Here is a 26,234-nt window from a genome sequence, read left to right as displayed (position 1 = left end):
AATGAAGATGAAACGAAAAAACATCCTGATGATGGGCTGCCTTGCCGGCCTGCTGTTGCTGAGTGCTTGCAGCAGCGAAGAGAACATGGCCGACACAGGCAACAAGATTGATGTGGCGAAAGGCATTCGCTTTCAATTCACCGAAGAGGGTTTCGAACCCGGCGAAGTTGCTGCCGCCAAACAAGGCACACGCGCCCTGGCCGAGCCGCAAGAGATTGACTTAGGCAACGGCATCATTGCCGAAGCAACGCTCGAGCCCGACACGACCGGTTGCGCACAGACCCGTGCCGGCAACCCCGTTCCCGACGGCACCTATAAGATTTATGCCATCGATGCCGGCGGCACACGCCACGATGGTTTGACGGGCAACATGACCGGTGGCGTGTTCACCCCCTCCGGCCATTGGGAATTAGAAGCAGGCACCTACACCTTTGTGTGCATCAACAGTGCTGTGACCGACAATGGCAACGAACTTTATGTGCAATTGAATGAAGAAGATGGCATGTCCCTCATCGGTGTTTCCGACCCCGTCACGGTCACCAATCCGTTTGATGTGTTCGTGTCGTTTGTCATGCGCCATCAGCAGGCACGCGTTCGCTATCAATTTGTCTCCTACACCGAACCGATAGAATCGCCATTGTTAACTGGGCTCTATGGCAACACAGAGTATAATGTCGGCTCGGCCTATTTCGATTTAAAAGGTAACATACTGAGATATGGAAGTTACCCTGCATGGATTAATTATACCAGTGGTGCACTCCACCTCAACCAGGCCTATCAGCCCAGTTCCATCACCAAGGAATACACCTACACCACCGATTATATTCTGTGCTCGCCGGAATATAGAAGTGTGACCTATTACACCATTAAAGGCACGCTCTATGGTCGTACCGTTTCCTCGAATAAGTCTGTTTCTTTCGGCACCCTTCAGAAGAACCACAGTTACATTTGGAAGTTGAAGCTCAAAAACAAAGACCCATGGTATCTCTACAGCGATGGCACCATCGGTTCGTTGGCCAAGCGCGGTTCGCGCACACCAATTGCTGTTGTCTTAGACGAGAAAACAACAACCACAGACGGATTAGCTGTAGCCCTGAAGAGTACAAGCAGCAGCTGCATGTGGAATGATGATGCTACAACAATCGTAAACCCACACGCTTTCACTAATTTTGATGCTGCAATTGCCGATATGGATGGTTATCGCTGGACTTATGAGAGCGACGGAAGTGCAGATCACATCGCAAAGGCTGATGTTGCCGTGAAAGATGGCAAGTATAATGCCTTTTATCAAGCTATTCATTATAATGCCGGGGTTCCGTTGACCTTCTCGGGTGGTAAAACGGGGAAATGGTTCTTGCCCAGTTTAGGACAAGTGCACCATCTTGTGCTGAAAATAGGAAAGGGCAATATGTCTGCTGAGAATAATCCAAGTAAGCTTGGTAGTGGTATCTATAAAATCGACCCACTGGAAACAAGCTTTATCAATGCAGGAGGAACTTTTGGTTATAATTTTTGGACGAGCACTGAATATAGTAAGGATGCAGCTATTACCTGCGCCTCAAAAGATGAGGTGCGACCCTACCGAGAAGTATTCTATTTTAATGCAAGGAAAAATAAAAACGAAGCGTCGGTTCGGCCTTTCATCTACTATTAAAAAGATGGTGGACGATGTCCAATGCAGTGGTGGGCACGCATGCAGGAGCTCTGCAAGCGCCAAACCGCTCGGGAATGCATTTGCAGGAGCTCTGCAAGCACCAAACCGTTCGGGAATGCATTTGCAGGAGCTCTGCAAGCGCAAAACCATTCGGGAACGCATTTGCAGGAGCTCTGCAAGCGCCAAACCGTTCGGGAACGCATTTGCAGGAGCTCTGCAAGCGCCAAACCGTTCGGGAATGCATTTGCAGAAGCTCTGCAAGCGCAAAACCGTTCGGGAATGCATTTGCAGAAACGCTGCAAGCGTTCGAAAAAGTGGAATAACACTTTGGTACAGGCAATTTTTATATTAATCACATAAAAAATATTCAAGTTATGGTAGACATTCAACCTATCGATTTAGTGCGCTTCAACAACGGTGCGCACTACGAGTTTATGAAGGTGGTGAACGACCGTTTCGCAACGGAGACGGCGCTGAGCACAAATGCTGCGGCGAAAAAGGCGATGGAGGCGTTGGCGGCTGCGTTGAAGGAGGAGGACCGCTGTTTGGCGATTTCGCAAAAGAGCCTCATCACCGACGACATCAAGGCGGCCGACGACAAGCGCGACAATATTTTTCGCGGGCTGCGCAAATCGATTAAGGGGCTGACGGATGCGCCCGTGGCCGATGTGGTGCAGGCGGCCAAGGAGCTGCAGCAATGTTTGGCAGATTATCGCATTGACCCCAAGATGCAGTTGGACCGCGAGACGGGTTTGCTGCACAATTTCATTGCCGACCTCGAAACAAAATATGCCGCTCAGGTGACGAAGCTCGGGCTCACGCTGTTTGTTGCGCCGCTCAAGGAGGCCAATGCCAAGGTGGAGCAGTTCATCGTTGGCCGCACTACCGCGCAATCGGCCGTCATAGCCGGCGAACTCCGTCAGGCGCGTTTGGCCACCGATGCCGCCTATCGTCACCTCGTGAAGTTTGTCAATGCGTTGGCGATGGTCTCGGGCACCACCGATTACGATGCCTTAGCCAAGTTCCTCAACGAGCACATCGACCGTTACAAACACGAGGTGCTGCCGAAGAAAAAGAAGGGCGGCAAAAAGCCGTCGGATGGCGACAAACCCGGTGACGGGAAGAAACCCGGTGACGGCGGGAAGAATCCCGATGGCAAGAAGCCGGGCGATGATGCTGCAAAGCCGGGCGACGGTGGCGACGGTAAGGATAAACCCGGCGGCAAAGGTCAGGGTGATGCCACGGTGACACCGAAAGAATAACTTGTTTTAAAACAAATGGCGTCATCCATGGTGATGCCGACGAAATAGTTTGTTTTAAAACAAATGACGTCATCCACGGTGGCGCCCAAATCATAACATACACACACTTTTTTATTTTAAGTAATGGGGGCGGGAGTGCGCGATGCATTTCCGCCCCCGAGTGTGTGGGGTAGTTGCAATCGTTATGTTGTAATGAGAAAAAGTACAACCCCCAAGGGGGTAGCCTCCTCGCTTGCATTGTTACCCAGGGTAGGCTGCGTTGCACTTGCCAACCCTGCGCTATCGAAAGTATAACCCCGATGGGGTAATGACGCACCGCGTGGTTTGGAGCTATCGAATGTACAATGTGATGAGGTAATGGCACACCGCGTGGTTGGCGTGGGCTATCGAATGTACAATGTGATGAGGTAATGGCACACCGCGTGGTTTGGTGGAGTTTGGTAGGGGCGGCGCCTGTGTGCCCGCCCGTGTCGCCCTGTAGGGGCGCATCCATCGTTAAATTCCCCGCGCACCATGCGTGTATTTTTGGTATGGAAACGCCGCTACGCGGACGTTCGGGCGGGCACACAGGCGCCGCCCCTACGGTTTCGTTTGAGCAGATAGCGTGTGGGACGGTTGATTTCGTTTGGGTAGATTACGCGTGGGTGGTTGATGCCGTTTGGGTGGATTGCGTGTGGGTGGTTTTGTTTGTTTGTTTGTTTGTTGGGAAAACGGTGCACATGAACCAACACCATCGGTGTTGTACTTTTGATAGCGCAGGGTTGATTGAGCGCAGCGAAATCTACCCTGGGTAAGGTCGTGGAGGGGAACCTATGCCATCGGCATTGTACTTTTTAAAATCAATTTTCGTGTGGGGAAATCATTTGCGAATAATCCATTCGGCACCATGTGGTAATGATGTGCGATGAGAAAAAGTACAACCCCCAAGGGGGTAGCCTCCTCGCTTGCATTGTTACCCAGGGTAGGCTGCGTTGCACTTGCCAATCCTGCGCTATCGAAAGTATAACCGCAATGCGGTAAGGGCACACCGCATCGTTTGGAGCTATCGAATGTGCAATACGGTGGGGTAATGGCACACCACATGGTTTGATGGAGATTGGTAGGGACGAATTGCACATGGGCGGTTGATTTCGTTTGGGTGGATTGCGCGTAAATAGTTATTTTGTTTGTGTAAGATTGCGTGGAAAAATATTACGGGGATTGGTAGGGGCGGTGCCTGTGTGCCCGCCCGCGTCGCCCTACAAGGACGCATCCATCGTTCATTCCCCGTGCACTATGCGTGTATTTTTGGTATGGAAACGCCGCTGCGCGGACGTTCGGGCGGGCACATAGGCGCCGCCCCTACGGTTTCGTTTGGGCAGATTGCGCGTGGACGGTTGATGCCGTTTGGGTGGATTGCGTGTGTGGTTTTGTTTGTTGGGAAAACGGTGCACATGAACCAACACCATCGGTGTTGTACTTTTGATAGCGCAGGGTTGATTGAGCGCAGCGAAATCTACCCTGGGTAAAGTCGTGGAGGGGAACCTATGCCATCGGCATTGTACTTTTTAAAATCAATTTTCGTGTGGGGAAATCATTTGCGAATAATCCATTCGGCACCATGTGGTAATGATGTGCGATGAGAAAAAGTACAACCCCCAAGGGGGTAGCCTCTTCCCTTGCACCATTACCCAGGGTAGGCTGCGTTGCACTTGCCAACCCTGCGCTATCGAAAGTATAACCGCTACGCGGTAGTGGCACACCGTACGATTTGATGGAGATTGGTAGGGACGGATTGCACATGGACGGTTGATTTCGTTTGGGGTGAATTGCGCATGGATGGAATTTTGTTTGTATGGGATTGCCTGGAAAAATATGATGGAGTTTGGTAGGGGCGGTGCCTATGTGCCCGCCCGTGTCGCCCTGTAGGGGCGCATCCATCGTTAAATCCCCGCGCACAATGCGTGTATTTTTGGTATGGAAACGCCACTACGCGGACGTTCGGGCGGGCACATAGGCACCGCCCCTACGGTTCCGTTTGGGCAGATTGCGCGTGGGCGGTTGATTTCGTTTGGGGATGGATTGTGCATGGCCTACGTATTCCGTTTGGGTGGGTGATGTGTGCAAATGTCGCTACCCCGCGTGTGTGAACGGGATATGGAGGGGAGATCAAGCCTGTAGGGCTTGTACTTTTGATAGCCCAGGGTTGCCGCCGATAGGAGGCTACCCTGGGTAAAGTCGTGGGCGGGAACCTATGCCATCGGCATTGTACTTTTTAAAATCCATTTGCGTGCGGGGAAATCATCCGTTCGTTGCGGGTGGTAATGTCTCCTTTTTAATGGTGCTTGACGGACAAAACCAATTGAAGGGGCACACGGTGCATTGCGGGCGCTGGCTTTTGCATATATAGCGACCATGCAGGAGAATCCAATGGTGGGCATCGCTCACTTGGGTGGTAGGAATATGTTTGAGCAGTGCCAATTCCACTTTCAGTGGCGTGTTGGCTGTGGCGGGCACCAATCCCAAACGGTGGCTCACACGGAAGACGTGGGTGTCGACGGCTAAGGTGGGTTTGCCAAACCATACGGCCTGCACCACGTTGGCCGTTTTGCGACCTACTCCCGGCAGCAAGGTGAGTGCTTCACGCGTGTCGGGCACTTCGCCCTGAAACTGCTCCACCAGCATACGCGCCATCTCGCTGAGATGATGGGCTTTGGCATTGGGATAGCTCACGCTCTTAATCAGCTCGAAGATGTCTTCCCATGTGGCTGCGGCCATGGCTTTGGCTGTGGGGTAATGGCGAAACAGTTCGGGGGTGATTTGGTTGATGCGCTTGTCGGTGCACTGGGCACTGAGCAATGTGGCTACGAGCAGTTGAAATGCGCTCGCGAACTGAAGTTCGGTGGTGACGTGACCTTCTTTCTGCGCAAAATATTGGAGAATGTAATCAAATCTTTCTTTTCGTGTCATGGCTGCAAAAGTAGAAAAAAATACTATCTTTGCAAAAAATTACAGGATAATATGAACGCAAAACGAATATTGAATTATCTGCGCACGCTCGCTGCCAACAACAATCGCGAGTGGTTTCAGGAACATAAGGATGAGTATGATGCATGTCGGGCAGATTTCGAACATGGCATTGAACAGGCTATCGCAACCATCGCACAGTTTGATCCCGAGGTGGCACATGTGACGGTGAAGGATTCGTGCTATCGTTTTAATCGTGATACGCGCTTCAGCGAAGATAAAAGTCCCTATAAAAATCATTTGGGCGCTTATATCAATGCTAAGGGCAAGAAGTCGCTGCGGGGTGGTTATTATGTGCATTTGGAACCAGGGAAATGCCTGTTGGCTGTGGGTGGCTATTGGCTGCCCACCCATGTTCTCACGGCTTGCCGCAATGAAATCATGGCACGTATTGGTGAATGGCAGCAATGTGTTGAGTCGCCCGAGTTTATCCGCCTTTTTGGCCGCCCCAATGAAAGCAGTTGGGATGGATCGGGTGCCAATGGCTTTGGGCTGGCGGGGCTAAAGACGGCGCCCAAAGGTTTTCCCAAGGATTATGCCCATGTGGAATATCTGCGGATGAAAGATTATTGTTGCTGGCACCATGTGCCCGACGATTTCTTTGAAGGCGATGGCTGGCTCCGCACGATGAGCGAGGTGTTCAAGGTGGGCAAACCCGCCATGGACTTCATGAATAGTGTCATCGACGATTACGAATAAAAGCTTCGGCACGCTGCAAGTCGTCGGGCGTGTCGATGCCCACCGTTTCGAAATCGGTCGTCACAACTTGTATTTTGTAGCCGTTTTGCAACCAGCGCAACTGCTCTAATGACTCTGCACGTTCGAGCGATGACATGGGTAATTGCGTGATTTCTTTTAGCACGTGGCTGCGATAAGCATAAATGCCCAAATGCTTTAAGAACGTGTGGTGATTGAGCCAATCGGCTTTCTCCACGTTACGTATAAACGGGATGATGCTGCGACTGAAATAAAGTGCATAGCCTTGATTGTCGGTTACAATCTTGGGCGAATTGGGGTTTTCTAAGGCTTCAATGGTTTCAAAAGGCTTGCCGAGTGTGGCAATTTGCGTGTGACTATTTTTAAAACAACGGCAAAGGCTTGTGATTTGTTCCTTTTGAATGAAAGGTTCGTCACCCTGAATGTTTATGACTACATCAAATTCTTCGCCGACCTTTTCTAAAGCCTCGGCGATGCGATCGGTACCTGAAGGGTGGTTGGCCGAAGTCATAATGGCTTTTCCGCCGAAATCAAGCACCGTTTGATAGATGCGTTCATCGTCGGTAGCCACAAATGCGGCATCTAATACGGGCGCAACCTGTTCATAAACATGCTGAATGACGGGCTTTCCTGCCAATAGGGCAAGAGGCTTTCCGGGGAAACGCGTCGAGGCATAACGCGCAGGAATTAATCCAATAAATTTCATATTCTTCTTTCCTTTTGTTGTTGATTTGTCGCAAAAGTAATAAAAAATACTAACTAATTTTGTGGGGCACCATAATTTTCTTACTTTTGACGTGCAATCAAATAACAAGCAATACATTGAAAAAACTATCACTATCCATTGCGCTTTTGGCGCTTCCATTCGTGTTGTCGGCACAAAAGATTGTGCTGGGCACCTGCACCACGCAAGATGGCGGAACCTATAAAGGGCAGATGATGAATGGTAAACCCAACGGGAAAGGTAGCACTGTTTTTAAAAATGGTAATACTTATGTGGGTGAATATATCAAAGGAAAGCGCGAGGGTTATGGTGTTTATACATTCTCTGATGGGGAACGCTATGAGGGAGAATGGTTTCAAGATCAACAGCATGGGCGCGGTACTTATTATTTCGCGAACAATAATAAGTATGTGGGCCTATGGTTTCGTGACTACCAGCAAGGTTTAGGCACCATGTATTATTATAATGGTGATAAATATGAAGGCTCGTGGGTGCGGGATAAGCGTGAGGGAAAGGGACGTTACACCTATTCCAGCGGCGCTTATTATGACGGCCAATGGAAAGACGATCAAAAGCATGGTAAGGGACTCTTTAATTGGGGGGATGGAACAACCTATGATGGTATGTGGGCCAATAATCAACGTTCGGGAAAAGGAACGAATAAATATGCCGACGGCGATGTCTATATAGGGAATTGGGCAGATGATATTCAGAATGGACGTGGCATTTATAAATTCCAAAATGGCGATGTCTATGAGGGCGAGTATGTACAAGGCGAACGCACTGGGCAAGGCATATTTAAATATGCCAATGGAGACCGTTACACCGGGCATTTCTCTGAAGGTGCAAAGGATGGGCAAGGAACATTTGAATGGCATTCGGGCGATGTTTATGTGGGATTGTGGCGCAATGACTTGCAAAATGGTCATGGAAAGCTAACAAAAAAAGCGGGCGACGTGTTCGAAGGAAATTTTAAGAATGGAAAGATAGATGGGAATGTCATCATTTATTATGCCAATGGTAGTCGTTTCAAAGGAACTTATAAGAACGGTATGCGCAACGGAGTTGCCATTGAAGAAGACAAAAATGGTAACCGCTTTGAAGGTGCTTATGTAGACGACCGGCGAGATGGAGGGTTCGTAGAGAAAGATCGCAACGGCAATGTGGTGAAGCGAGGGCATTACGAATCGGGACGTCGTTTTGAAGATTAAAGAGGAAAGTGTTATCAAAGAAATACCCATGCTATGATACTCTTCGGCGGGGTACATCAAATGAATAAAAGAAAGGGAAATTATAATGGCAAAAGGTTCGCAGGCAAAGAATGCTGTTACAAAAAGACAAGCACACATCGGGATTGTGAGAAACGATAGCTATTTAGCACCATTTGAAGATGCCATTCGTGGTCGGCATGACCATGCACAATGGAAATTAGCGCAACTCACGCACGATGGGAAGCAAACATTATCCGATTTTAGTAATGGTTACCAATATTATGGCCTTCACAAGTTGCCAAATGGATGGGTATTCAGAGAGTGGGCACCCAATGCTACTGCGCTCTATCTTGTAGGCGATTTCAGTAATTGGGAAGAGCAAGAACGTTATCAGGCCCATCGAATTGCTGGAACGGATGACTGGGAGCTCTGCTTGTCTGAAGAATTGTTGCAACACGGACAATTTTACAAAATGCACGTGAAATGGGATGGGGGAGAAGGTGAACGAATTCCAGCCTGGGCTACACGTGTAGTGCAAGATGAAACGACCAAGATTTTCTCTGCACAAGTGTGGAATCCCGAGGAGCCTTATCGATGGAAAAAGCGAAGTTTCCATCCCAACAAGTCACCTTTGCTGATATATGAATGCCATGTCGGTATGGCGCAGGATGCCGAATGTGTGGGCACCTATCGTGAGTTTCAGGAAAATGTGCTACCGCGTATCGTGGCAGACGGCTATAACTGCATTCAAATCATGGCCATTCAGGAACACCCCTATTATGGTTCGTTTGGCTATCATGTGAGTTCATTTTTCGCACCTTCCAGTCGTTTCGGAACTCCAGAAGAACTGAAAGCGCTTATTGATGCCGCTCATGCAGCAGGTGTTGCCGTGATTATGGATATTGTTCACTCTCATGCGGTGAAAAACGAAGTCGAAGGCTTAGGTAATTTGGCCGGCGATCCCAACCAATATTTCTATCCGGGCGACCGCCACGAGCATCCCGCTTGGGACAGCTTATGCTTTGATTATGGAAAAGACAATGTGCTGCATTTTCTCCTTTCTAATTGCAAATATTGGTTGGAAGAGTTCCATTTTGATGGTTTCCGTTTCGATGGAGTCACATCTATGCTCTATTATCATCATGGGTTAGGCGAGGCATTTACAAGTTATGCCGATTATTTCAATGGACATGAAGATGACAATGCCATTTGCTATCTCATGCTGGCCAATCTGCTGATTCATGAAGTAAATCCACAGGCTATCACGATTGCCGAAGAGGTGAGTGGTATGCCCGGTTTAGCAGCCAAGTTTTCTGATGGAGGTTACGGTTTCGACTATCGCATGGCGATGAATATTCCAGACTTTTGGATTAAGACTATTAAGGAATTAAGGGATGAAGATTGGAAACCCAGTTCCATCTTTTGGGAAGTGAAGAATCGGCGTGCCGACGAGCGAACCATCTCTTATTGCGAAAGTCATGACCAGGCGTTGGTAGGCGACAAGACGCTCATCTTCCGACTTATAGATGCCGATATGTATTGGCATTTCAAGAAAGGGGATGAGAACGAGGTTGCTTTCCGTGGAATAGCGCTGCATAAACTAATCCGTTTGGTAACGGCTTCAACCATCAACGGGGGCTATCTCAATTTCATGGGCAACGAATTTGGGCATCCTGAATGGATTGATTTTCCACGTGAAGGAAATGGATGGAGTTACAAATATGCACGAAGACAGTGGAATTTGGTAGACAATCAAGAGCTTGATTACCATTATTTGGGCGATTTTGATAAAGCCATGTTGCAAGTGTTGAAAATGGAACGTAATTTCATTCGCACGAAGGTGCAAGAGATATGGCATAACGATGGCGACCAAGTTTTAGCTTTTATGCGGGGCAATTTGCTCTTTGTATTCAATTTCTCACCTGCAAAGTCGTTTACGGATTATGGCTTTTTGGTGCCTGAAGGCAGTTATAAAGTGGTGCTTGACAGTGATGCTCCTGCTTTCGGTGGTAACGGACTGAACGACGACGCCATGGTTCATTTCACTTGTCTCGACCCTGTTTATGCTGCAGAGCATAAGGCATGGATAAAATTATACCTGCCTGCACGAACCGCTTTCGTCTTGCATAAAAATTAAAATGCCCATGGATACCAATTATCAAGATGGCACTCCGCACGGCAGTGTGGGCTATCGTCTGTGTTGTTTCACCTTGTTTGTAACTTTTTCATTCTGCTACCTTTATTTTTACCAAAACGATGTTCTGGCTACGGCACAGTATATACTGTCGCATGGCCAGACGCATTATCATCGTCTTTGGGGAGGGTTGCTCATCACGGCTTTACTCACACTATTCCAGCTTGCAATCAATGGTTATTTCAAGCTGCGTGGCAGTATCTATGTGCTCAGTTATGTTCCCTCATTTCTGCTACTCACATCTGTCACAGCTATGCGCATCAATCCTTCAGAGGGAGTCAGCTGGGGCTGGTGGTGCTGGGCAACTCCAATACTCATAGCCATTTCGTTGTGGATGATGCAGCAAGCTAAGCAATGGCAAACGAATGATGTTCACGAGATGACTCCTTGGTTGAGTGGGAGAGCCTTGGCAAACTACGTGGGCATGTTGCTGCTGTTTGCCTTCGTAAGCTGTTTTTCAAATCATGATAAGTTGCTGCACTATCAGCTCAGCATGGAACAGCACATGTTGAAGCATGAATATAGCGCAGCAGCTAAAGTGGGTGAAAATAGTTTGCAAACCGATTCCTCACTCACCTGTCTGCGCATTTACAATTTATCGCTCATGGGGCAGTTGCCTCATCGACTTTTTCATTATCCCATAGTGGGAGGTGCCGATGCCTTATTGCCTAATGGAAGAAGCGTACGATTTTTCATGTGCCCGATGCTTTCTGTTGGCCAACATTTAGGCGCTGTGTTTAAACAGCACCTGTCACCCATGCATTATTTGGAATTGATCCATCAGCATAAAATGGCTACCCCTGCAGCGCACGACTATTTGCTTTGCGGCTATCTGCTGCAGGGAAAACTCGATGCTTTTGCTCACACGATTGGCAGTTATTATGCCATCACAGCCTCGTTGCCCAAGCATTATCGTGAAGCGCTGGTGCTCTATAATCACCTGCGTTCTGCACCTTTCGTGCTTTATCACGACAATGTAGTGGATGCCGATTTTGCCGATTTCCAAACCATCATGCACAACAATCCCGACCCAAAGAAGCAGTTAACGGCGTTGCGCGACACTTTTGGCAACACCTATTGGATGTATTATTATCAGCTGCATCACGAACAACTGTAAAATGTGCACCACAATTCTGATAGAAGGTATCGTTGCAACAACTCATTCGGTGGTCGATATGGCCATTACATCGTTGCAGCAACTGATTCGGTGGTCAATATGGCCATTACATCATTGCAGCAAACGATTCGGGGGTCAATATGGCCATTACATCGTTGCAGCAACTGATTCGGTGGTCAATATGGCCATTACATAGCTGCAACAACTCATTCGGCGGTCAATATGGCCATTACATCATTGCAGCAAACGATTCGGTGGTCAATATGACCATTACATCGTTGCAACAACTGATTCGGTGGTCAATATGGCCATTACATCATTGCAGCAACTGATTCGGTGGTCAATATGACCTTTTACATCGCTGCGGCGACCTGTTTTCATAAATAAAGTTCTTATTTTGCAGACAAAATGAATTTTCTTAAGAAAAGTCTTGCTCCATTCAGTCTTTTTTAAGACCTTTGGCAGACAATTTATTAAATCCATATATCGTTTAAGTATAATGAACAAATTAAAACTACTGCTTTTAGCTGGACTTTTGTTGGTTGTGGGTTCAGCTACAGCTGCAAAGCAAACCAAACACACGTTTACAATCGCGAATGGAAATTTCCTTTATGACGGAAAACCAACGCAGATCCATTCGGGTGAGTTGCACTATGCGCGCGTTCCGGCTCCTTACTGGCGTCACCGTCTGCAAATGATGAAAGCTATGGGACTGAATGCCGTCACATCGTATGTGTTTTGGAACCATCACGAAACCAGTCCCGGTGTTTGGGATTGGCAGACGGGAAACCACAACATCCGCAATTTCATTAAGATTGCAGGCGAAGAGGGCTTAATGGTGATTTTGCGCCCAGGCCCTTATTGTTGCGCGGAATGGGAGTTCGGGGGTTATCCATGGTGGCTGCCCAAAGCCAAAGGTTTAGTTATTCGCACCGACAACAAACCCTTCTTAGATTCTTGTCGTGTGTACATCAATCAACTGGCTAATCAGGTGCGCGATTTGCAAATCACAAAAGGAGGTCCGGTGGTGATGGTGCAAGCCGAGAACGAATTTGGCTCCTACGTGGCACAACGCAAAGATATTCCGTTGGAAGTGCACAAGAAATATGCGGCTCAAATTCGTCAGCAACTGTTAGATGCAGGATTTGACATTCCCATGTTCACGTCGGATGGAAGCTGGCTCTTCAAGGGAGGAAGCATCGAGGGCGCATTGCCCACGGCAAATGGCGAAGGCAATATTGAGAAGTTGAAGCAAGTGGTCAACGAATATCATGGAGGAGTAGGCCCATACATGGTTGCCGAGTTCTATCCGGGCTGGCTCAGCCATTGGGCGGAACCGTTCCCACGCGTTTCAACCGAAAGTGTAGTGAAGCAAACCAAGAAATATTTAGATAACGGTGTGAGCTTCAACTACTACATGGTGCATGGCGGAACCAACTTCGGCTTCACGACCGGTGCTAACTATAGCAACGCCACCAATCTGCAACCCGACATGACGAGCTACGATTATGACGCACCCATCAGCGAAGCGGGTTGGGCTACCGAGAAATATAATGCCATTCGTGCGTTGATGATGAAGTCGGTTGCCTACAAAGTGCCCGCTGTTCCTGCCCGCATTCCAGTGATTGCCATACCCAAGATTTCGTTGAACAAGACGGTCGATGTGATGACAATGGTAGTAGGAATGAAGGCCGTTGAGAACGACACGCCCATGACCTTCGAAGACCTCAATCAAGGTATGGGCTATGTGTTGTATCGGCGTCACTTCAACCAGCCCATTTCGGGCATGATGCGCATCAAAGGATTAGCCGACTATGCTGTGGTCTATGTGAATGGCACAAAGGTGGGCGAATTGAGCCGCGTGACCGATGTCGATAGCATGGAGGTGAATGTCCCCTTCAATGGCGTGTTGGATATCCTCGTTGAAAACATGGGACGCATCAACTATGGTGCACGCATTGTTGAGAGCTTCAAAGGCATTACGAAGCCCGTCACCATTGAAGGCAATGAGATTACGGGTAATTGGCAAATGTATTCGTTGCCCATGGATAGAATGCCCGATATGACCAAGTTAGCCGCAGGCTACAAAGCGGGTATGCCCGTGCTCTATGGCGGCAGCTTCACACTCGACAAAGTCGGCGACACTTTCCTCGACATGGCGAAATGGGGCAAAGGCATTGTCTTTGTAAACGGCATCAATTTGGGACGCTACTGGAAGGTTGGTCCGCAACAAACACTTTATTTGCCGGGCTGTTTCCTCAAGAAAGGGAAAAACGACATTGTGGTGTTCGAGCAACTCAATGACGAAAAGAAAGCCGAATTAAGTAGCGGCACGACTCCCGTTCTCGACCAATTAGTAAAATAACGAAACGATTTTCTTTTCTTTGATTACCCGACTGCTGGCAACTATTTTGTGTTGTCAGCAGTTTTTATAAGCGGCAACCCCCGCCACCATTCTAACCCCGTTTTCAGAGAACTTTTATAAGGCTGTCGAATACTCTTTCAACCCATCTTTTCGTTTGTTGATTTAGCACATGGTATTCACCTTGGAGGACAAAGAGCGCAAATCTTTGCAAGGTTACGAACATTTTATTACTTTTGTAAACCGATGGGAAAAGAAATACCCCGTGTTACGCAAATATAAAGCCCAACGTAATATTGCTTATTTCACCTATATGGACTTCCCAGTAGAAGTACAAAGATGCATTTATACGACGAATTGGATTGAGCGGCTCAACAGAAAGTATAAAAGAACCATTAAGATGAGAGCTGCAATGCCGTCAAGTCAATCGGTTCATCTGTTGTAATGGAAGAAACGCAGACTACATATCGAAGGAAAGTTTATCAATGGAGATGCTGGAAAGAGAGTAAATAATTTTGAACAAAATGGAAGATATGGGAAATTATGGTTACACACTTTTTAGGACAATACCCGTCGGAATTTCCCGCAGCCCTGTTTTTGATTAAAATGGCTCGTCGGAATTTTCCGCAACCCTGTTTTTGATTAAAATGGCCCGTCGGAATTTTCCGAAGCCCTGTTTTTGATTAAAATGGCTCGTCGGGATTTTCCGAAGCCTTGTTTTTGATTAAAATGACCCGTCGGAATTTTCCGAAGCCTTGTTTTTGATTAAAATGACCCGTCGGAATTTTCCGAAGCCTTGTTTTTGATTAAAATGGCCCGTCGGAATTTCCCGCAACCTTGTTTTTAGTATGAATTGCCTCTCAAGAAGTTGGAAGGCACCAACTCTGTTACGGCTTGTTTAGGCTTCATTGTGTTGAGGAAGTGAGGCGAAAGTCCTGCGATGGCGAATATAATATTGCCACAAGATGGCGTGCCGATAGCGCTTATCGCAACTTTTCTCACTGCGCCACGACTGAATTCGCCGGCGGTCGTCCTTAAACTCGTTTCGCCAAGCCCAAAAATCGTGCCGTGCCTTATAGATAGCTTTGAAGTCGGCTATGTTCCCCTGGGTAATGAGCGTCTGCCAAGCTGCCACATAGTCCAGCAGCCAGCGCATGGCCATGACGGGCCGAAGTTGGTCTGATGGAAGGTTTTTATAGAGCATGGTGAGGTTGTTGCGAAAATTTAAATAGGTCTTCCGTGCATTGCCTTTGGGCAGCGTTCCGCCTCCAACATGGTAAACCGTGCTGCCAGGCACACACGCTATTTTGCGCCCTTGAATGTTGAGCCGCCAGCAAAGGTCAATCTCTTCGCTGTGGGCAAAGAAGCGTTGGTCCAAACCTCCTGCGGCCCAATAGTCTGTAGCGCGAATGAACAAACAGGCGCCCGTAGCCCAAAATGTGTGAGCAGGCCGGTCGTATTGGCCATGATCGGTTTCCACCGTTTCAAACATGCGCCCACGGCAAAAGGGGTATCCCCACCAATCCATGAAACCGCCGGCCGCACCGGCATATTCGAATTGTGTGGGTTGTGCCACCGCGTGCAATTTGGGTTGGCATGCTGCCACGTCGGGATGATGCTCCATGTAGTCGAGTAGGGGCTGGAGCCAATTCTCGGTTACTTCGACATCTGAATTGAGCAGCACGTAATATTCACTCTCCACCTGCTGCAATGCACGGTTATATCCCTCGGCAAAGCCTAAGTTTTGATAGAGTTCGATGCAACGGATGTTGGGATAGTGGGCAGCGAGAAAAGCCATCGAATCGTCGGTCGAGGCATTATCGGCCACTATGATTTGAGCTTGTTGTGGGGTGTTGCGCACGAGTGCGGGCAGATATCGTTCGAGCATTTTCCGCCCATTCCAATTTAAAATAACAATGGCTACAGTCTTCATTCCTCAACAATATTTTGTACTCTGAGTGCCGTGTGATCGTGGTTGAATTCGCCCAACCGGACAGTCATGAGCTGGTTATCATATTCTTCACGCGCCATCGCAGGGGCAAGTTCCACGCGAATGTAATTGTCCGTAAACCCATGCATGGCTTTTCCGCGTGGCGCCTTTTCGAAAAGCACTTGTTTTTCTTGACCAATGAATTGTGCATAGAAGGCTTGTGTTTTCTCATCGCTCAAGGCGAGCAACCGTTTGGCGCGGCGTTTCTTTTCTTTTTCGTCCACCACATAAGGAATGTTGAGCGCCTGTGTGCCCGGGCGTTCGCTGTAGGGAAACACATGAAGCTGCGTCACGGGCAGGCTGTTGAGAAAGTCGTAGCAGGCTTCAAAGTGTTCTAGACGCTCGCCACGGCTACCCACCATCACATCAACGCCGATGAAAGCTTCGGGCATTTGTTGTTTGATGCGCATCACTTTTTCCGCAAAGAGCTTTGTATCATAGCGCCGATGCATAAGCTTGAGCACTTCGTCGCTGCCACTCTGCAAAGGAATATGAAAGTGGGGCATGAACTTTTGGCTGCGACTGCAATAATCAATGAGCGCATCATCAATCAAGTCGGGCTCCAAACTGCTGATGCGATAGCGCTGAATGCCATCTACTTCGTCGAGTGCTTTTACCAAATCAAGGAAGCTTTCATGGGTAGTTTCACCAAAATTGCCAATGTTTACCCCCGTGAGCACAATCTCTTTTCCGCCTTCGGCAGCAGCTTCTTCAGCCTGCCGCACAAGAGAGGCGATAGTAGGATTGCGCGAAAAGCCGCGAGCATAGGGGATAGTGCAATAGGTGCAAAAGTAGTTACAGCCGTCTTGCACCTTTAGAAAATAGCGTGTTCGGTTGCCTCGTGAGCACGATGGTTGGAAACTTTTAATATCCTTTGTCTTGACACTGTGGTATTGATGCAGGGCATCGTCATCTTTGTGCAAGAATGCGTCGTTGAGATATTGAATGAGGTTGGCTTTTTCGTTGGAACCCAACACTAAATCGACGCCTTGGATTTGGCTCACTTTTTCACTCTCTAACTGTGCATAGCAGCCTGTGACGATGATGAATGCCCCAGGATTCTCGCGCACCATTTTGTGGATGGCTTGTCGACATTTATGGTCGGCCACTTCGGTCACGCTGCAGGTATTGATGAGACAGATGTCAGCCTGCTCATCTTTCTCAGCCGTGAGCACACCCATGTCGGACAACATTTTGCCAAAAGTGGAGGTCTCTGAGAAATTTAGTTTGCAGCCCAGCGTATAGTATTTTGCTTTCTTTCCTTGAAAAGCTGAAGAATCAATCATTTTGTTTGAATAGTTATGCGTGATGTGGAATTATGCATTGGGCGTAGGAAACAGATTCAATTTATTGGCGCGAGCTTCCTCGAGTGAAATTGTTTTGGCTTGGCGCTGTTCAAAACGCTGGCGCAACTCATCATATTTCGCGTTTAACTCGTGTTTCAGCCGTTCGCGCGCTTCATCGTTTAGCAAGTGTGCGGCAACCAATGCGTTTTGTGAGGCATCTTTCATCCAAACTACAGGACCGCTATATGCGGGAGCAATCTTTAGTGCCACATGCAGTTGACTTGTAGTGGCGCCGCCAATCATAATTGGAATATGCAGGCCGGCTTTCTCCATTTCTTGCGCCACATGTACCATTTCTTCTAACGAAGGGGTAATCAAACCGCTCAATCCTATCATGTCGACACGGTGTGCAATGGCTTCGGCCACGATTTGTTCTGCAGGAACCATCACGCCCAAATCAATCACTTCGTAGTTGTTGCAAGCCATCACCACGCCTACAATATTCTTACCAATGTCGTGCACGTCGCCCTTGACGGTGGCCAACAAAATTTTGCCTGCCACATAGTTGCCTTCGGCTTTTTCGGCTTCAATGAAAGGTTGCAAAATGGCCACAGCCTGTTTCATGGTGCGAGCGGTCTTTACCACTTGGGGTAAGAACATCTTACCCGTACCAAAGAGTTCTCCCACTTCATTCATGCCAGCCATCAGTGGTCCCTCGATGATGTCTACAGCGTGTGGATATTGTTGGCGTGCTTCGGCCAAATCGACTTCTAAATAATCACTGATTCCTTTTCGCAAGGCATAGGCCAATCGCTGCGCTACGTCTGTCTCTCGCCATGCTTCATGCTGTTCAGCAACAGCCCGAGCACCATTTTTCCGTTGTTCTTGCTCTGCTTTCACTCGATTGGCCAAGTCAATCAAGCGTTCGCTAGCCTCTGCATCTTTATTGAGCACCACATCTTCGATGGTTGTAAGCCAATCTTTAGGCAGGTCAGCGTAAACCATTTTGGTAGCAGGATTAACGATACCGAAATCCATTCCTTGCTGGATGGCGTGGTAGAGAAACACGGCATGCATGGCCTCGCGGATATCATTATTGCCACGGAAAGAGAACGAAAGATTGCTTACACCACCACTGACGTGAGCTCCTGGAAGGTTCTTCTTTATCCAACCGACAGCTTTAATAAAATCTACAGCATAGTTGTTGTGTTCTTCAATGCCTGTAGCTATTGATAAAATATTAGGGTCGAAGATGATGTCTTGCGGATTAATACCAACTTTCTCCGTCAGCAAACGATAGGAACGTGCGGCAATTTCAATCTTGCGTTCATAGGATGTAGCTTGTCCCTGCTCGTCGAAACACATCACTACCACGGCAGCACCATAGCGTTTTACATCTCGTGCCTCACGAAGGAACACCTCTTCACCGTTTTTGAGTGAAATGGAATTCACGATGCTTTTGCCTTGAATGCATTTCAACCCTGCAAGGATTACATCCCATTTGCTGGAATCAATCATAATGGGCACGCGCGACACGTCGGGGTCAGAAGCCACTAAGTTTAGGAAGTTCACCATCTCGCTCTTTGCATCTAACAAGCCATCGTCCATGTTGACATCAATCACCATGGCACCATCGGCCACTTGCTTGCGCGCAATGGCAAGCGCCTCATCATATTGTTTGTTTTCAATGAGACGCAGAAACTTGCGACTGCCGGCAACATTGCATCGCTCGCCCACGTTTACAAAGCGTATATCGGGTGTGAGTTCCAACAGCTCTAAGCCACTCAACCACATCGCATCGGATTTCGCGTTTATCCGGTGAGGCTTCCTGCCTTTGGCTAATTGGGAAAACTTAGCAATGAATTCATCGGTTGTGCCGCAACATCCTCCCACAATGTTCACCAAGCCTTCGTCCAAGTACTCCTCAATTTGTTGTGCCATGCTGTCGGCCGATTCGTCATATTGTCCCAACGAATTGGGCAGACCGGCATTGGGATAAACCGAGATATAATAGGGAGCTTTGTGGGCTAATGAAGCTAAGAAAGGTTTCATTTGCCGCGCCCCAAACGAGCAGTTCAGTCCCACGGAGAAGATGGGATAGCCGCTGAGGCTGCCCAAGAAGCCTTCTAACGTTTGCCCGCTCAGCGTTCGACCGGCTAAATCGCTAATCGTAGCGCTAATCATAATGGGGAGCTCTCTTTTGTATTCGGCCATTATTGCGATAGCTGCATCAATAGCGACCTTTGCATTAAGCGTGTCGAAAATCGTTTCAATGAGAAAGGCATCCACACCGCCATTTAATAATCCTCGTATCTCTTCGGCGTAAGCTTCATATAATTCATCGTACGTGAGGTTGCGTGTGGCTGGACTATTGACATCTGGGCTCATCGAGCAGGTTTTGTTTGTCGGACCAATGGAGCCTGCGACAAAGCGCGGTTTCTCTTCGGTAGCGAATTCCATCGCAGCCGTTTTGGCTAAGCGAGCGCCTTCGAGTGCTATTTTATAGCTATCCGCTTCCAAGCCATAATCGGCTTGCGAAATACGTTGTGCTGAGAAAGTGTTGGTTTCAATGATGTCGGCTCCGGCCTTCAGATAGCGGCGGTGCACATCAAGTACCACATCAGGCCGGGTGAGGTTTAGCAAATCGTGATTGCCTTTTAACTGCTTTTGCGGGCAGTTTTGAAACAGCGTTCCGCGATAATCCTCCTCGGAAAGCGCATAGGTTTGGAACATTGTTCCCAAAGCGCCATCGAGGATTAAGATTCTATCCTGAATAACATCTTGTAATTTCTTCATAAATTTAAACGCATCGTGAACGGATAGTGCGAAATATTTAATAATGTTTCATCATACGATCCATTTCTCTTCGGTCTTGCTTTTCGCGCAAGGTCTGCCGTTTGTCAAATTCCTTTTTACCCTTTGCCACGGCAATATTGACTTTGGCGCGTCCGTGCTCATCGATAAAGAGCAGCGTGGGGACGATGGTAAAGCCTATTTGTGCCGCAGCATCGGCCAAGCGACGCAATTCTTGTTTGGTGAGCAACAATTTTCGGTCGCGTTTTGCTTCGTGGTTGCTATACGAACCATAAAAATAGGGGCTGATGTTCATGCCCTTCACCCATAACTCACCTTTGTAGACTACACAAAACGAATCTACCAGCGAAGCCTTGCCGGCCCGAATGCTTTTGATTTCGGTTCCCGTGAGCACGATGCCCGCAGTGTAGGTGTCGGTGAAAAAATATTCAAACGAAGCTTTCTTATTCCTTATCTGAATGGGGCCGCCTTTGCTGCCACCTTTATTTTGCTTACTCATGTGCTATCACTACAAAATGATCTAAATGATGGTCAACATAACGTGCAATTTGCCGCGTGAAAAGCTCTTCGTTTTCAACAAACTGTTCGTCGAATTCGTCGAACTCGGCAAATTGCTCATACATTGCCATAAACGTTTCGTCATCGCAATCGCGCTCTATCTCAGCGTGGTATTTTGAATAAAGGCGATGCGTTTTGCCCAAGATTTTAAAGAGTTCTTGCAAGCCCCATTCACGAAAGGCCTTGCCTGTGGGGTTGAGGAAGATGAAACTGCCCAAACCATTGTGAATGAGCTGCACAAAGCCGCCCTCCATCACTTCTTCGTACAAATAATGATAGGCCAGCAGGGTGATTTGGTCGGCGTTGAGTTGCGCCATGTTTTCACCATTCAGCTCGCCACCAATAGCATTTAATATGGCCTGTGTGATGGTTGAAACAAACTCGTCATAACCTTTTTCGGCGGCCATCTGCAACACCTTATCATCCATTTTCACCTCTTTCATATTTCTTTTTCTTTTGCTGCAAAAGTAGCAATTTTCAGGCAATAGACAAAACACTTGCTTTGTTTATTGCTTTCTTAATCTTTTTGCGGCAACAGGGTCGTTTGCATGCGAAAAAAAATCCCGTGCCACCGGAGGGTCGCAAGGCCACATTCCTTGTGCATTTGGGTTGGCAGCACAAAATATGCGGGCAAGCCTTTCCCCTTCATGGGTTTTTTATTACTTTTGCAACCATGTTACTCTCCGTCGTCATCCCGTTCTATCAGTCGGCCACCACGCTTCGTCAAAGTGTGGCCTCTGTGCTGGTGCAGCAGGTGGATGAGATGGAAATTATCTTGGTTGATGATGGTGCGCCGGCCGATGCGCGGCAGATTGCCTCTGACATCGTTGCGGGGCATGAGAATGTGCGCTGTATCAGCCAGGACAATCAGGGATTGAGCAGTGCTCGAAATGCGGGTGTTGCAGTGGCAAAAGGGCAATATATTACTTTTGTGGATAGCGATGACACCGTGGCGCCTGGTACTTATGCGGCAGCGTTTGCAATGTTGAAGCGGCATCCAGAGATAGCACTTTTAGAGTTCCCCGTCCTTGTGGGTGAGGGGAGTGTGCAGGCGCATCGGTTGGCTTTCGCACCACGGCTTTACACCGATTGGCGGCATTATTGGCTGCGCACGCGAGCCTATGCTCATGGCTATGCTTGGAATAAAATCTACCGCCGCGAGCAGGTGATGCATCATCCGTTTAAAATAGGTGCAGCATTCGAGGATATCGAATTTTTGATGCGCTTGCTCCCGTCTTGTCCATGCATCGCCACCATGAACGAGGGCTGCTATCACTACCAGCAAAACCCGCATGGTTTGTCGGCCAATGCATCATCTTTTCAGTTAGAAAGTCTGCTGCATTGGCATGTAAACACGATGAAAAAGGTTTGCGACAAAGTCTACTTTGCGTGCATCTTAAATGTGCAATTAGATGTTTATCGGCAAGGCGGTCCCATTCTCTTGCCCCATCGGCCGCCTTTTCGCGGCACGTTTAAACTCTACATTTATTCATTAATCGGAATACAAGGCCTATGCTTCATTCACAAAATCTACAAAACCCTGCAGCCAAACCGTTGGTGAGTTTCATCATTGTCACTTGCAACACCGACGCGCGGCAGCTGCGCGCATGTGTTGAAAGCGTTCTTAAACTCTCGTTGAGCCACAATGACCGTGAGCTGATAGTGATTGATGATGGAAGTCGCGAGCCTGCCATCAATGTGCTGCTCGACTTTTGCGATGAGTTGATTTATGTGCGGCAGCCCAACCTGCGGCTGAGCATGGCGCGTAATCGTGGCATCAGTATGGCGCAGGGCAAGTATTTGCAATTTGTTGATGGCGACGACTATTTGTTGCAATCCACCTATGAACATTGCTTGGATTTGGTGCGCTATCATCAGCCCGATTTGGTCTTGTTCCAGCTGTCGACTTCGCCTAAGGTGCCACTTGCTGATGACTATGAGGGGCCTTGCGCAGGTGTTGAATATATGCAGACGCACAATTTGCGAGGCACAGCTTGTGGCTATCTGTTTAGCAAGCATTTGTTGCATGGCCTTCGTTTCACAACCATGCGGCATTATGCTGAAGATGAAGAGTTCACGGCACAACTTATTTTGCAATCGAAGCATTTGTTTTCCACCTCGGCCAAAGCCTATTTCTATCGGCAACATACAGCCTCTGCTCTGCATCAAAAGCAGCCTAAAAATAAGTTGCTTCGATTGCAAGACACCGAGGAAGTGATTCTTGTGCTATTGGAGAAAAAGAAAACGCTTACGCATTCTGAACAAAAGGCGTTGGAGCGGCGTATCTTGCAACTCACGATGGATTATCTTTATCTCACAGCACGCCTCACCCATAGCTATGAACGGCTCACCGATGCTTGCGAACGGATGCGCAGATATGGACTTTTTCCGCTGCCCAATAAGCATTACACCAAGAAATATTCGCTTTTCAGAAACCTCATCAATTATAGTTGGGGGCGAAAGGTGATCCTTGCAACAATGTTGAAATGAAGATTTTATTATTGGGCGAATATAGCAATGTGCACCATACGCTGGCCTTAGGTTTGCGTGCTTTGGGGCATCGGGTGGTGGTGGTTTCGAATGGGGATTTCTGGAAAAACTATCCACGCGATGTGGATGTGAGCCGGCATCCCGGGACTTTGAGCGGCTTGCGACTTTATGCAAAACTTCTGAGATTGTTGCCTCAGTGGCGCGGATTTGACATAGTGCAGCTCATCAATCCCATGTTTTTTGAGTTAAAAGCCGAGCGTCTTTTTTTCTTCTATCGTTATTTGCGCCGCCACAATAGGTGTGTTATCTTGGGCGCATTTGGCATGGATTATTATTGGGTGCACGAGAATATCACGCGCTTTCCGCTGCGCTATAGCGATTTTAATATCGGGAATGCACTTCGCAAGGATGCTGAGGCGCAACGTCATATCGCGGAATGGAGCGGAACGGCGAAAGCTGCACTCAACCAATATATTGCCCAGGATTGCGACTTAATCATAGCAGGGCTTTATGAATATTGGGTGTGCTATCAATCGCTTTATCCTCAAAAAACCGTTTTCTGTCCGTTGCCCATCATCCCAAAAGCCGTTCGCCCAGCCCCTGTTTCGGGAGCTTTGAAGGCTTTTATCGGCATTAATCAGGCGCGCAGTGCTTACAAAGGAACCGACCGCATGTTGCGCGTAGCCGAGCAATTGCAGCGTGATTTTCCACAGCAATTCAGTCTGCGTGTGGCGCGTGATATGCCTTTTGCACAATATGTGGCAGCCATGCAGCCATGCGATTTGCTTTTCGACCAACTTTATAGCTACACACCTGCCATGAATGCCTTGGAGGCCATGAGTTATGGTGTGGTTTGCGTGGGCGGGGGCGAACCTGAAAGTTATGAGCTATTAGGTGAAAAGCTGTTGCGTCCGGTGATCAATGTGCAGCCCGACGAGGAAAATTGCTATCAGCAGCTCATGCCATTTATTCAGCATCCCGAACGACTCAATGCGTTGAAACAGCAAAGTATAGATTATGTAAAAGCTCACCATGATTATATAAAGGTGGCACAACAATATCTTCATTGTTATGAGCAGGCACTCCACAATTAAGATTCTCTACACAACCGACATTCACGGCAGCTTTTTTCCTTATGATTTTATTGAGCGAAAGCCGTGCACAGGCAGTCTTGCGCGGGCAGCAAGCTACATCAAAGCCCAACGTGTACATTACGGGGAACGGTTGTTGTTGCTTGATGGGGGAGATGTGTTGCAAGGTCAGCCCACCTGTTATTACAGCAATTTCGTGGCACCCGAGCAGCCCAACATGGCGGCGCGCGTGCTCAACGAATTGGGATATGATGCGCAGGCCATAGGCAATCACGACATTGAAACGGGCCATGCGGTTTACGATAAATATATCCGTGAGGCAAACTATGCTGTGTTGGCGGCTAATGTTGTGGATGCACAGACTGGCGAACCTTATTTTAAACCTTACGCACTATTTGTTGTCGATGGCGTGCGCATTGCGGTTATCGGTATGCTCACAGCTGCAATTCCCTATTGGTTACACGAGAGTTTGTGGCAGGGCATACAGTTCAAAAGCATTGCCTCATGTTTGCAAAAATGGGTTAATCATGTGCGCAGCTGCGAGCAGGCAGATTTTGTTATAGGACTATTTCATTCGGGATATGCGGGTGGAATAGCGGATGCACATTATCCTGAGAATGAAGTGAAAGCCGTTGCACAGCAGACGATGGGAATAGATCTCATCCTCTTCGGACACGACCACCAGCAAAAGCAGGAAGTAGTTGGTCATGCAGATGGTTCGTTCACCACGCTGCTCAACCCTTCGAGCAATGCTCATTTGATGGCTGAAGCCACGCTTGACATAGAAATTAGTGAAGGGAAAGTGCAGAAAGTTGATTGCACGGCGCAGCTTGTTTCGCTCGAAAAACAACCGCTCGACAATGACTTTATGCAACATTTTGCTGCCGATAAGCAGCAGGTGGAAAGCTATACGCAGCAAGTCGTTGGCCGCACCACCCATGCTTTGCGCACGCGAGACAGCTTCTTCTGTTCGTCGCGCTTCAGCGATTTTATTCACGATGTACAGCTGGCTGTCGCTCCGGCCACACTCTCATTCAATGCGCCGCTGAAGTTTGATGCAGTCATTGCGCCGGGTGACATTCATGTTTACGACCTGTTTAATCTTTACACTTACGAAAACCAACTGTATGTGTTTCGCTTGACGGGGCAAGAAATCAAGCAATTTTTGGAGTACAGTTACGCCCTTTGGACACAAACGATGCATGAACCTACAGACCATCTCATGCGCATGGAGCAGGGGAGTGATGGGCATTGGCGGTGGCAGAACTTAGCATTTAATTTCGACACGGTGGCCGGCATTGATTATGAAGTCGATGTGCGGCAACCTATCGGACGGAAAATCAACATCCTTCGGTTGAGCAATGGGGCTCCTTTCATGCTCAATCAAAGCTATCGTGTGGCGATGAACAGCTATCGCGGCAATGGTGGAGGCGAGTTGCTGACACGTGGTGCAGGCATTCCCTTCGAAGAACTTCCACGGCGCATTGTGTGGATGAGCAGTAAAGACCAGCGCCAAATCATTATGGATTACATCCACGCAAAAGGTACAATAGCGCCAGAACCCCACAACAACTGGCAATTTGTGCCCAAAGCATGGGCAGAACCAGCCATTGCAGCCGATAAACGATTGTTGTTTCCAGGCTGTCATGGGTGATGGTTGAGAGGAGGATAATCCCGTGACTAGAACCATGCCTACGCCAAGTATGCAAGAAAAAAGGCAGCCCAAGCGGACTGCCTTTTGATGTGGATAGCGCAAAA

The 26,234-nt window shown here is 48.2% G+C and carries 22 protein-coding genes and 1 pseudogene; 15 read left to right on the top strand and 8 right to left on the bottom strand.

From position 1 onward, the window contains the following. Window position 1 precedes the first annotated feature (1 nt). The 4 genes from HMPREF9431_RS02460 (at window position 2) to HMPREF9431_RS12735 (ending at window position 4,424) form a co-directional block, all read left to right on the top strand. Entirely contained in the window at window positions 2-1,654 is a 1,653-nt protein-coding gene (locus HMPREF9431_RS02460; RefSeq protein ID WP_196794548.1) for a hypothetical protein, read from the top strand. A 374-nt stretch (window positions 1,655-2,028) separates the two neighbouring features. Further along, the gene (locus HMPREF9431_RS02450; protein ID WP_004379496.1) at window positions 2,029-2,916 is read left to right on the top strand and encodes a DUF6261 family protein; all 888 of its coding nucleotides are present in this window, start codon (window positions 2,029-2,031) and stop codon (window positions 2,914-2,916) included. 530 nt (window positions 2,917-3,446) lie between these two features. After that, a complete protein-coding gene (locus tag HMPREF9431_RS12740; RefSeq protein WP_040560711.1) occupies window positions 3,447-3,710 on the top strand; it encodes a hypothetical protein in 264 nt (87 codons plus the stop codon). 498 nt (window positions 3,711-4,208) lie between these two features. Continuing rightward, a complete protein-coding gene (locus tag HMPREF9431_RS12735) occupies window positions 4,209-4,424 on the top strand; it encodes a hypothetical protein (RefSeq protein WP_040560710.1) in 216 nt (71 codons plus the stop codon). Window positions 4,425-4,440: 16 nt separating this feature from the next. Here the strand turns inward: HMPREF9431_RS12735 and HMPREF9431_RS13140 are convergent, their stop codons facing one another. Further along, entirely contained in the window at window positions 4,441-4,836 is a 396-nt protein-coding gene (locus HMPREF9431_RS13140; RefSeq protein ID WP_040560708.1) for a hypothetical protein, read from the bottom strand. Between the two features lie 36 nt (window positions 4,837-4,872). Between HMPREF9431_RS13140 and HMPREF9431_RS13360 the strand changes: the two genes are divergently transcribed. Continuing rightward, on the top strand, window positions 4,873-5,013 hold the full coding sequence (locus HMPREF9431_RS13360; RefSeq protein ID WP_231287687.1) for a hypothetical protein: 141 nt from the start codon (window positions 4,873-4,875) through the stop codon (window positions 5,011-5,013). A 183-nt stretch (window positions 5,014-5,196) separates the two neighbouring features. Here the strand turns inward: HMPREF9431_RS13360 and nth are convergent, their stop codons facing one another. Further along, complete coding sequence (nth, locus tag HMPREF9431_RS02430) at window positions 5,197-5,865, bottom strand: endonuclease III (RefSeq protein WP_004379494.1); 669 nt, start codon at window positions 5,863-5,865, stop codon at window positions 5,197-5,199. Window positions 5,866-5,916: 51 nt separating this feature from the next. On the opposite strand from nth, the gene HMPREF9431_RS02425 reads away from it, so the two are divergent. Continuing rightward, the gene (locus tag HMPREF9431_RS02425) at window positions 5,917-6,621 is read left to right on the top strand and encodes a DUF2461 domain-containing protein (RefSeq protein WP_004379493.1); all 705 of its coding nucleotides are present in this window, start codon (window positions 5,917-5,919) and stop codon (window positions 6,619-6,621) included. Here HMPREF9431_RS02425 and kdsB read toward each other — a convergent pair. Further along, window positions 6,602-7,345, bottom strand: a complete 744-nt coding sequence (kdsB, locus tag HMPREF9431_RS02420; RefSeq protein ID WP_004379492.1) for a 3-deoxy-manno-octulosonate cytidylyltransferase — start codon at window positions 7,343-7,345, stop codon at window positions 6,602-6,604. The genes HMPREF9431_RS02425 and kdsB overlap by 20 nt on opposite strands. 116 nt (window positions 7,346-7,461) lie before the next feature. Here kdsB and HMPREF9431_RS02415 point away from each other — a divergent pair, with 116 nt between their 5' ends. The 5 genes and pseudogenes from HMPREF9431_RS02415 to HMPREF9431_RS02395 form a co-directional block, all read left to right on the top strand. Further along, complete coding sequence (locus tag HMPREF9431_RS02415) at window positions 7,462-8,574, top strand: MORN repeat-containing protein (RefSeq protein ID WP_040561066.1); 1,113 nt, start codon at window positions 7,462-7,464, stop codon at window positions 8,572-8,574. Between the two features lie 85 nt (window positions 8,575-8,659). Continuing rightward, entirely contained in the window at window positions 8,660-10,711 is a 2,052-nt protein-coding gene (locus tag HMPREF9431_RS02410) for an alpha amylase C-terminal domain-containing protein (protein ID WP_004379490.1), read from the top strand. A 7-nt stretch (window positions 10,712-10,718) separates the two neighbouring features. Then, complete coding sequence (locus HMPREF9431_RS02405; RefSeq protein WP_004379489.1) at window positions 10,719-11,885, top strand: DUF6057 family protein; 1,167 nt, start codon at window positions 10,719-10,721, stop codon at window positions 11,883-11,885. 499 nt (window positions 11,886-12,384) lie between these two features. Beyond that, complete coding sequence (locus HMPREF9431_RS02400; RefSeq protein WP_004379487.1) at window positions 12,385-14,250, top strand: beta-galactosidase; 1,866 nt, start codon at window positions 12,385-12,387, stop codon at window positions 14,248-14,250. Between the two features lie 172 nt (window positions 14,251-14,422). Then, window positions 14,423-14,760: pseudogene (locus tag HMPREF9431_RS02395) on the top strand (transposase); the annotation flags it as partial. A gap of 385 nt (window positions 14,761-15,145) precedes the next feature. Here HMPREF9431_RS02395 and HMPREF9431_RS02390 read toward each other — a convergent pair. The 5 genes from HMPREF9431_RS02390 to HMPREF9431_RS02370 are packed head-to-tail and all read right to left on the bottom strand — an operon-like array spanning window position 15,146 to window position 21,338. Continuing rightward, complete coding sequence (locus HMPREF9431_RS02390; RefSeq protein WP_004379485.1) at window positions 15,146-16,180, bottom strand: glycosyltransferase family 2 protein; 1,035 nt, start codon at window positions 16,178-16,180, stop codon at window positions 15,146-15,148. After that, a complete protein-coding gene (gene mtaB, locus HMPREF9431_RS02385; RefSeq protein WP_004379484.1) occupies window positions 16,177-17,523 on the bottom strand; it encodes a tRNA (N(6)-L-threonylcarbamoyladenosine(37)-C(2))-methylthiotransferase MtaB in 1,347 nt (448 codons plus the stop codon). The genes HMPREF9431_RS02390 and mtaB overlap by 4 nt, the downstream gene beginning before the upstream one ends. A gap of 30 nt (window positions 17,524-17,553) precedes the next feature. Next, entirely contained in the window at window positions 17,554-20,319 is a 2,766-nt protein-coding gene (metH, locus tag HMPREF9431_RS02380; protein WP_004379483.1) for a methionine synthase, read from the bottom strand. Between the two features lie 37 nt (window positions 20,320-20,356). Further along, a complete protein-coding gene (smpB, locus tag HMPREF9431_RS02375; RefSeq protein ID WP_004379482.1) occupies window positions 20,357-20,836 on the bottom strand; it encodes an SsrA-binding protein SmpB in 480 nt (159 codons plus the stop codon). Next, window positions 20,829-21,338, bottom strand: a complete 510-nt coding sequence (locus tag HMPREF9431_RS02370) for a DMP19 family protein (RefSeq protein WP_004379481.1) — start codon at window positions 21,336-21,338, stop codon at window positions 20,829-20,831. Before HMPREF9431_RS02370 ends, smpB begins: the two co-directional genes overlap by 8 nt. Before the next feature lie 230 nt (window positions 21,339-21,568). On the opposite strand from HMPREF9431_RS02370, the gene HMPREF9431_RS02365 reads away from it, so the two are divergent. Genes HMPREF9431_RS02365 through HMPREF9431_RS02350 form a run of 4 tightly spaced genes read left to right on the top strand, consistent with a single transcriptional unit; the run spans window position 21,569 to window position 26,130 of the window. Further along, on the top strand, window positions 21,569-22,456 hold the full coding sequence (locus HMPREF9431_RS02365; protein ID WP_040561056.1) for a glycosyltransferase family 2 protein: 888 nt from the start codon (window positions 21,569-21,571) through the stop codon (window positions 22,454-22,456). Further along, window positions 22,408-23,385: a glycosyltransferase family 2 protein gene (locus HMPREF9431_RS02360; RefSeq protein ID WP_004379479.1), complete on the top strand. Its 978-nt coding sequence runs from the start codon at window positions 22,408-22,410 to the stop codon at window positions 23,383-23,385. Before HMPREF9431_RS02365 ends, HMPREF9431_RS02360 begins: the two co-directional genes overlap by 49 nt. Continuing rightward, complete coding sequence (locus tag HMPREF9431_RS02355) at window positions 23,382-24,479, top strand: glycosyltransferase (protein ID WP_004379478.1); 1,098 nt, start codon at window positions 23,382-23,384, stop codon at window positions 24,477-24,479. The genes HMPREF9431_RS02360 and HMPREF9431_RS02355 overlap by 4 nt, the downstream gene beginning before the upstream one ends. After that, window positions 24,457-26,130 (top strand): bifunctional metallophosphatase/5'-nucleotidase, encoded by a 1,674-nt coding sequence (locus HMPREF9431_RS02350; protein WP_004379477.1) that lies wholly within the window; start codon window positions 24,457-24,459, stop codon window positions 26,128-26,130. The genes HMPREF9431_RS02355 and HMPREF9431_RS02350 overlap by 23 nt, the downstream gene beginning before the upstream one ends. Window positions 26,131-26,234: the final 104 nt, after the last annotated feature.

It is taken from the genome of Segatella oulorum F0390, from assembly GCF_000224615.1.
GTDB classification, from domain to species: Bacteria; Bacteroidota; Bacteroidia; order Bacteroidales; family Bacteroidaceae; genus Prevotella; species Prevotella oulorum.
This window is presented reverse-complemented; position numbering and strand designations above follow the sequence as displayed.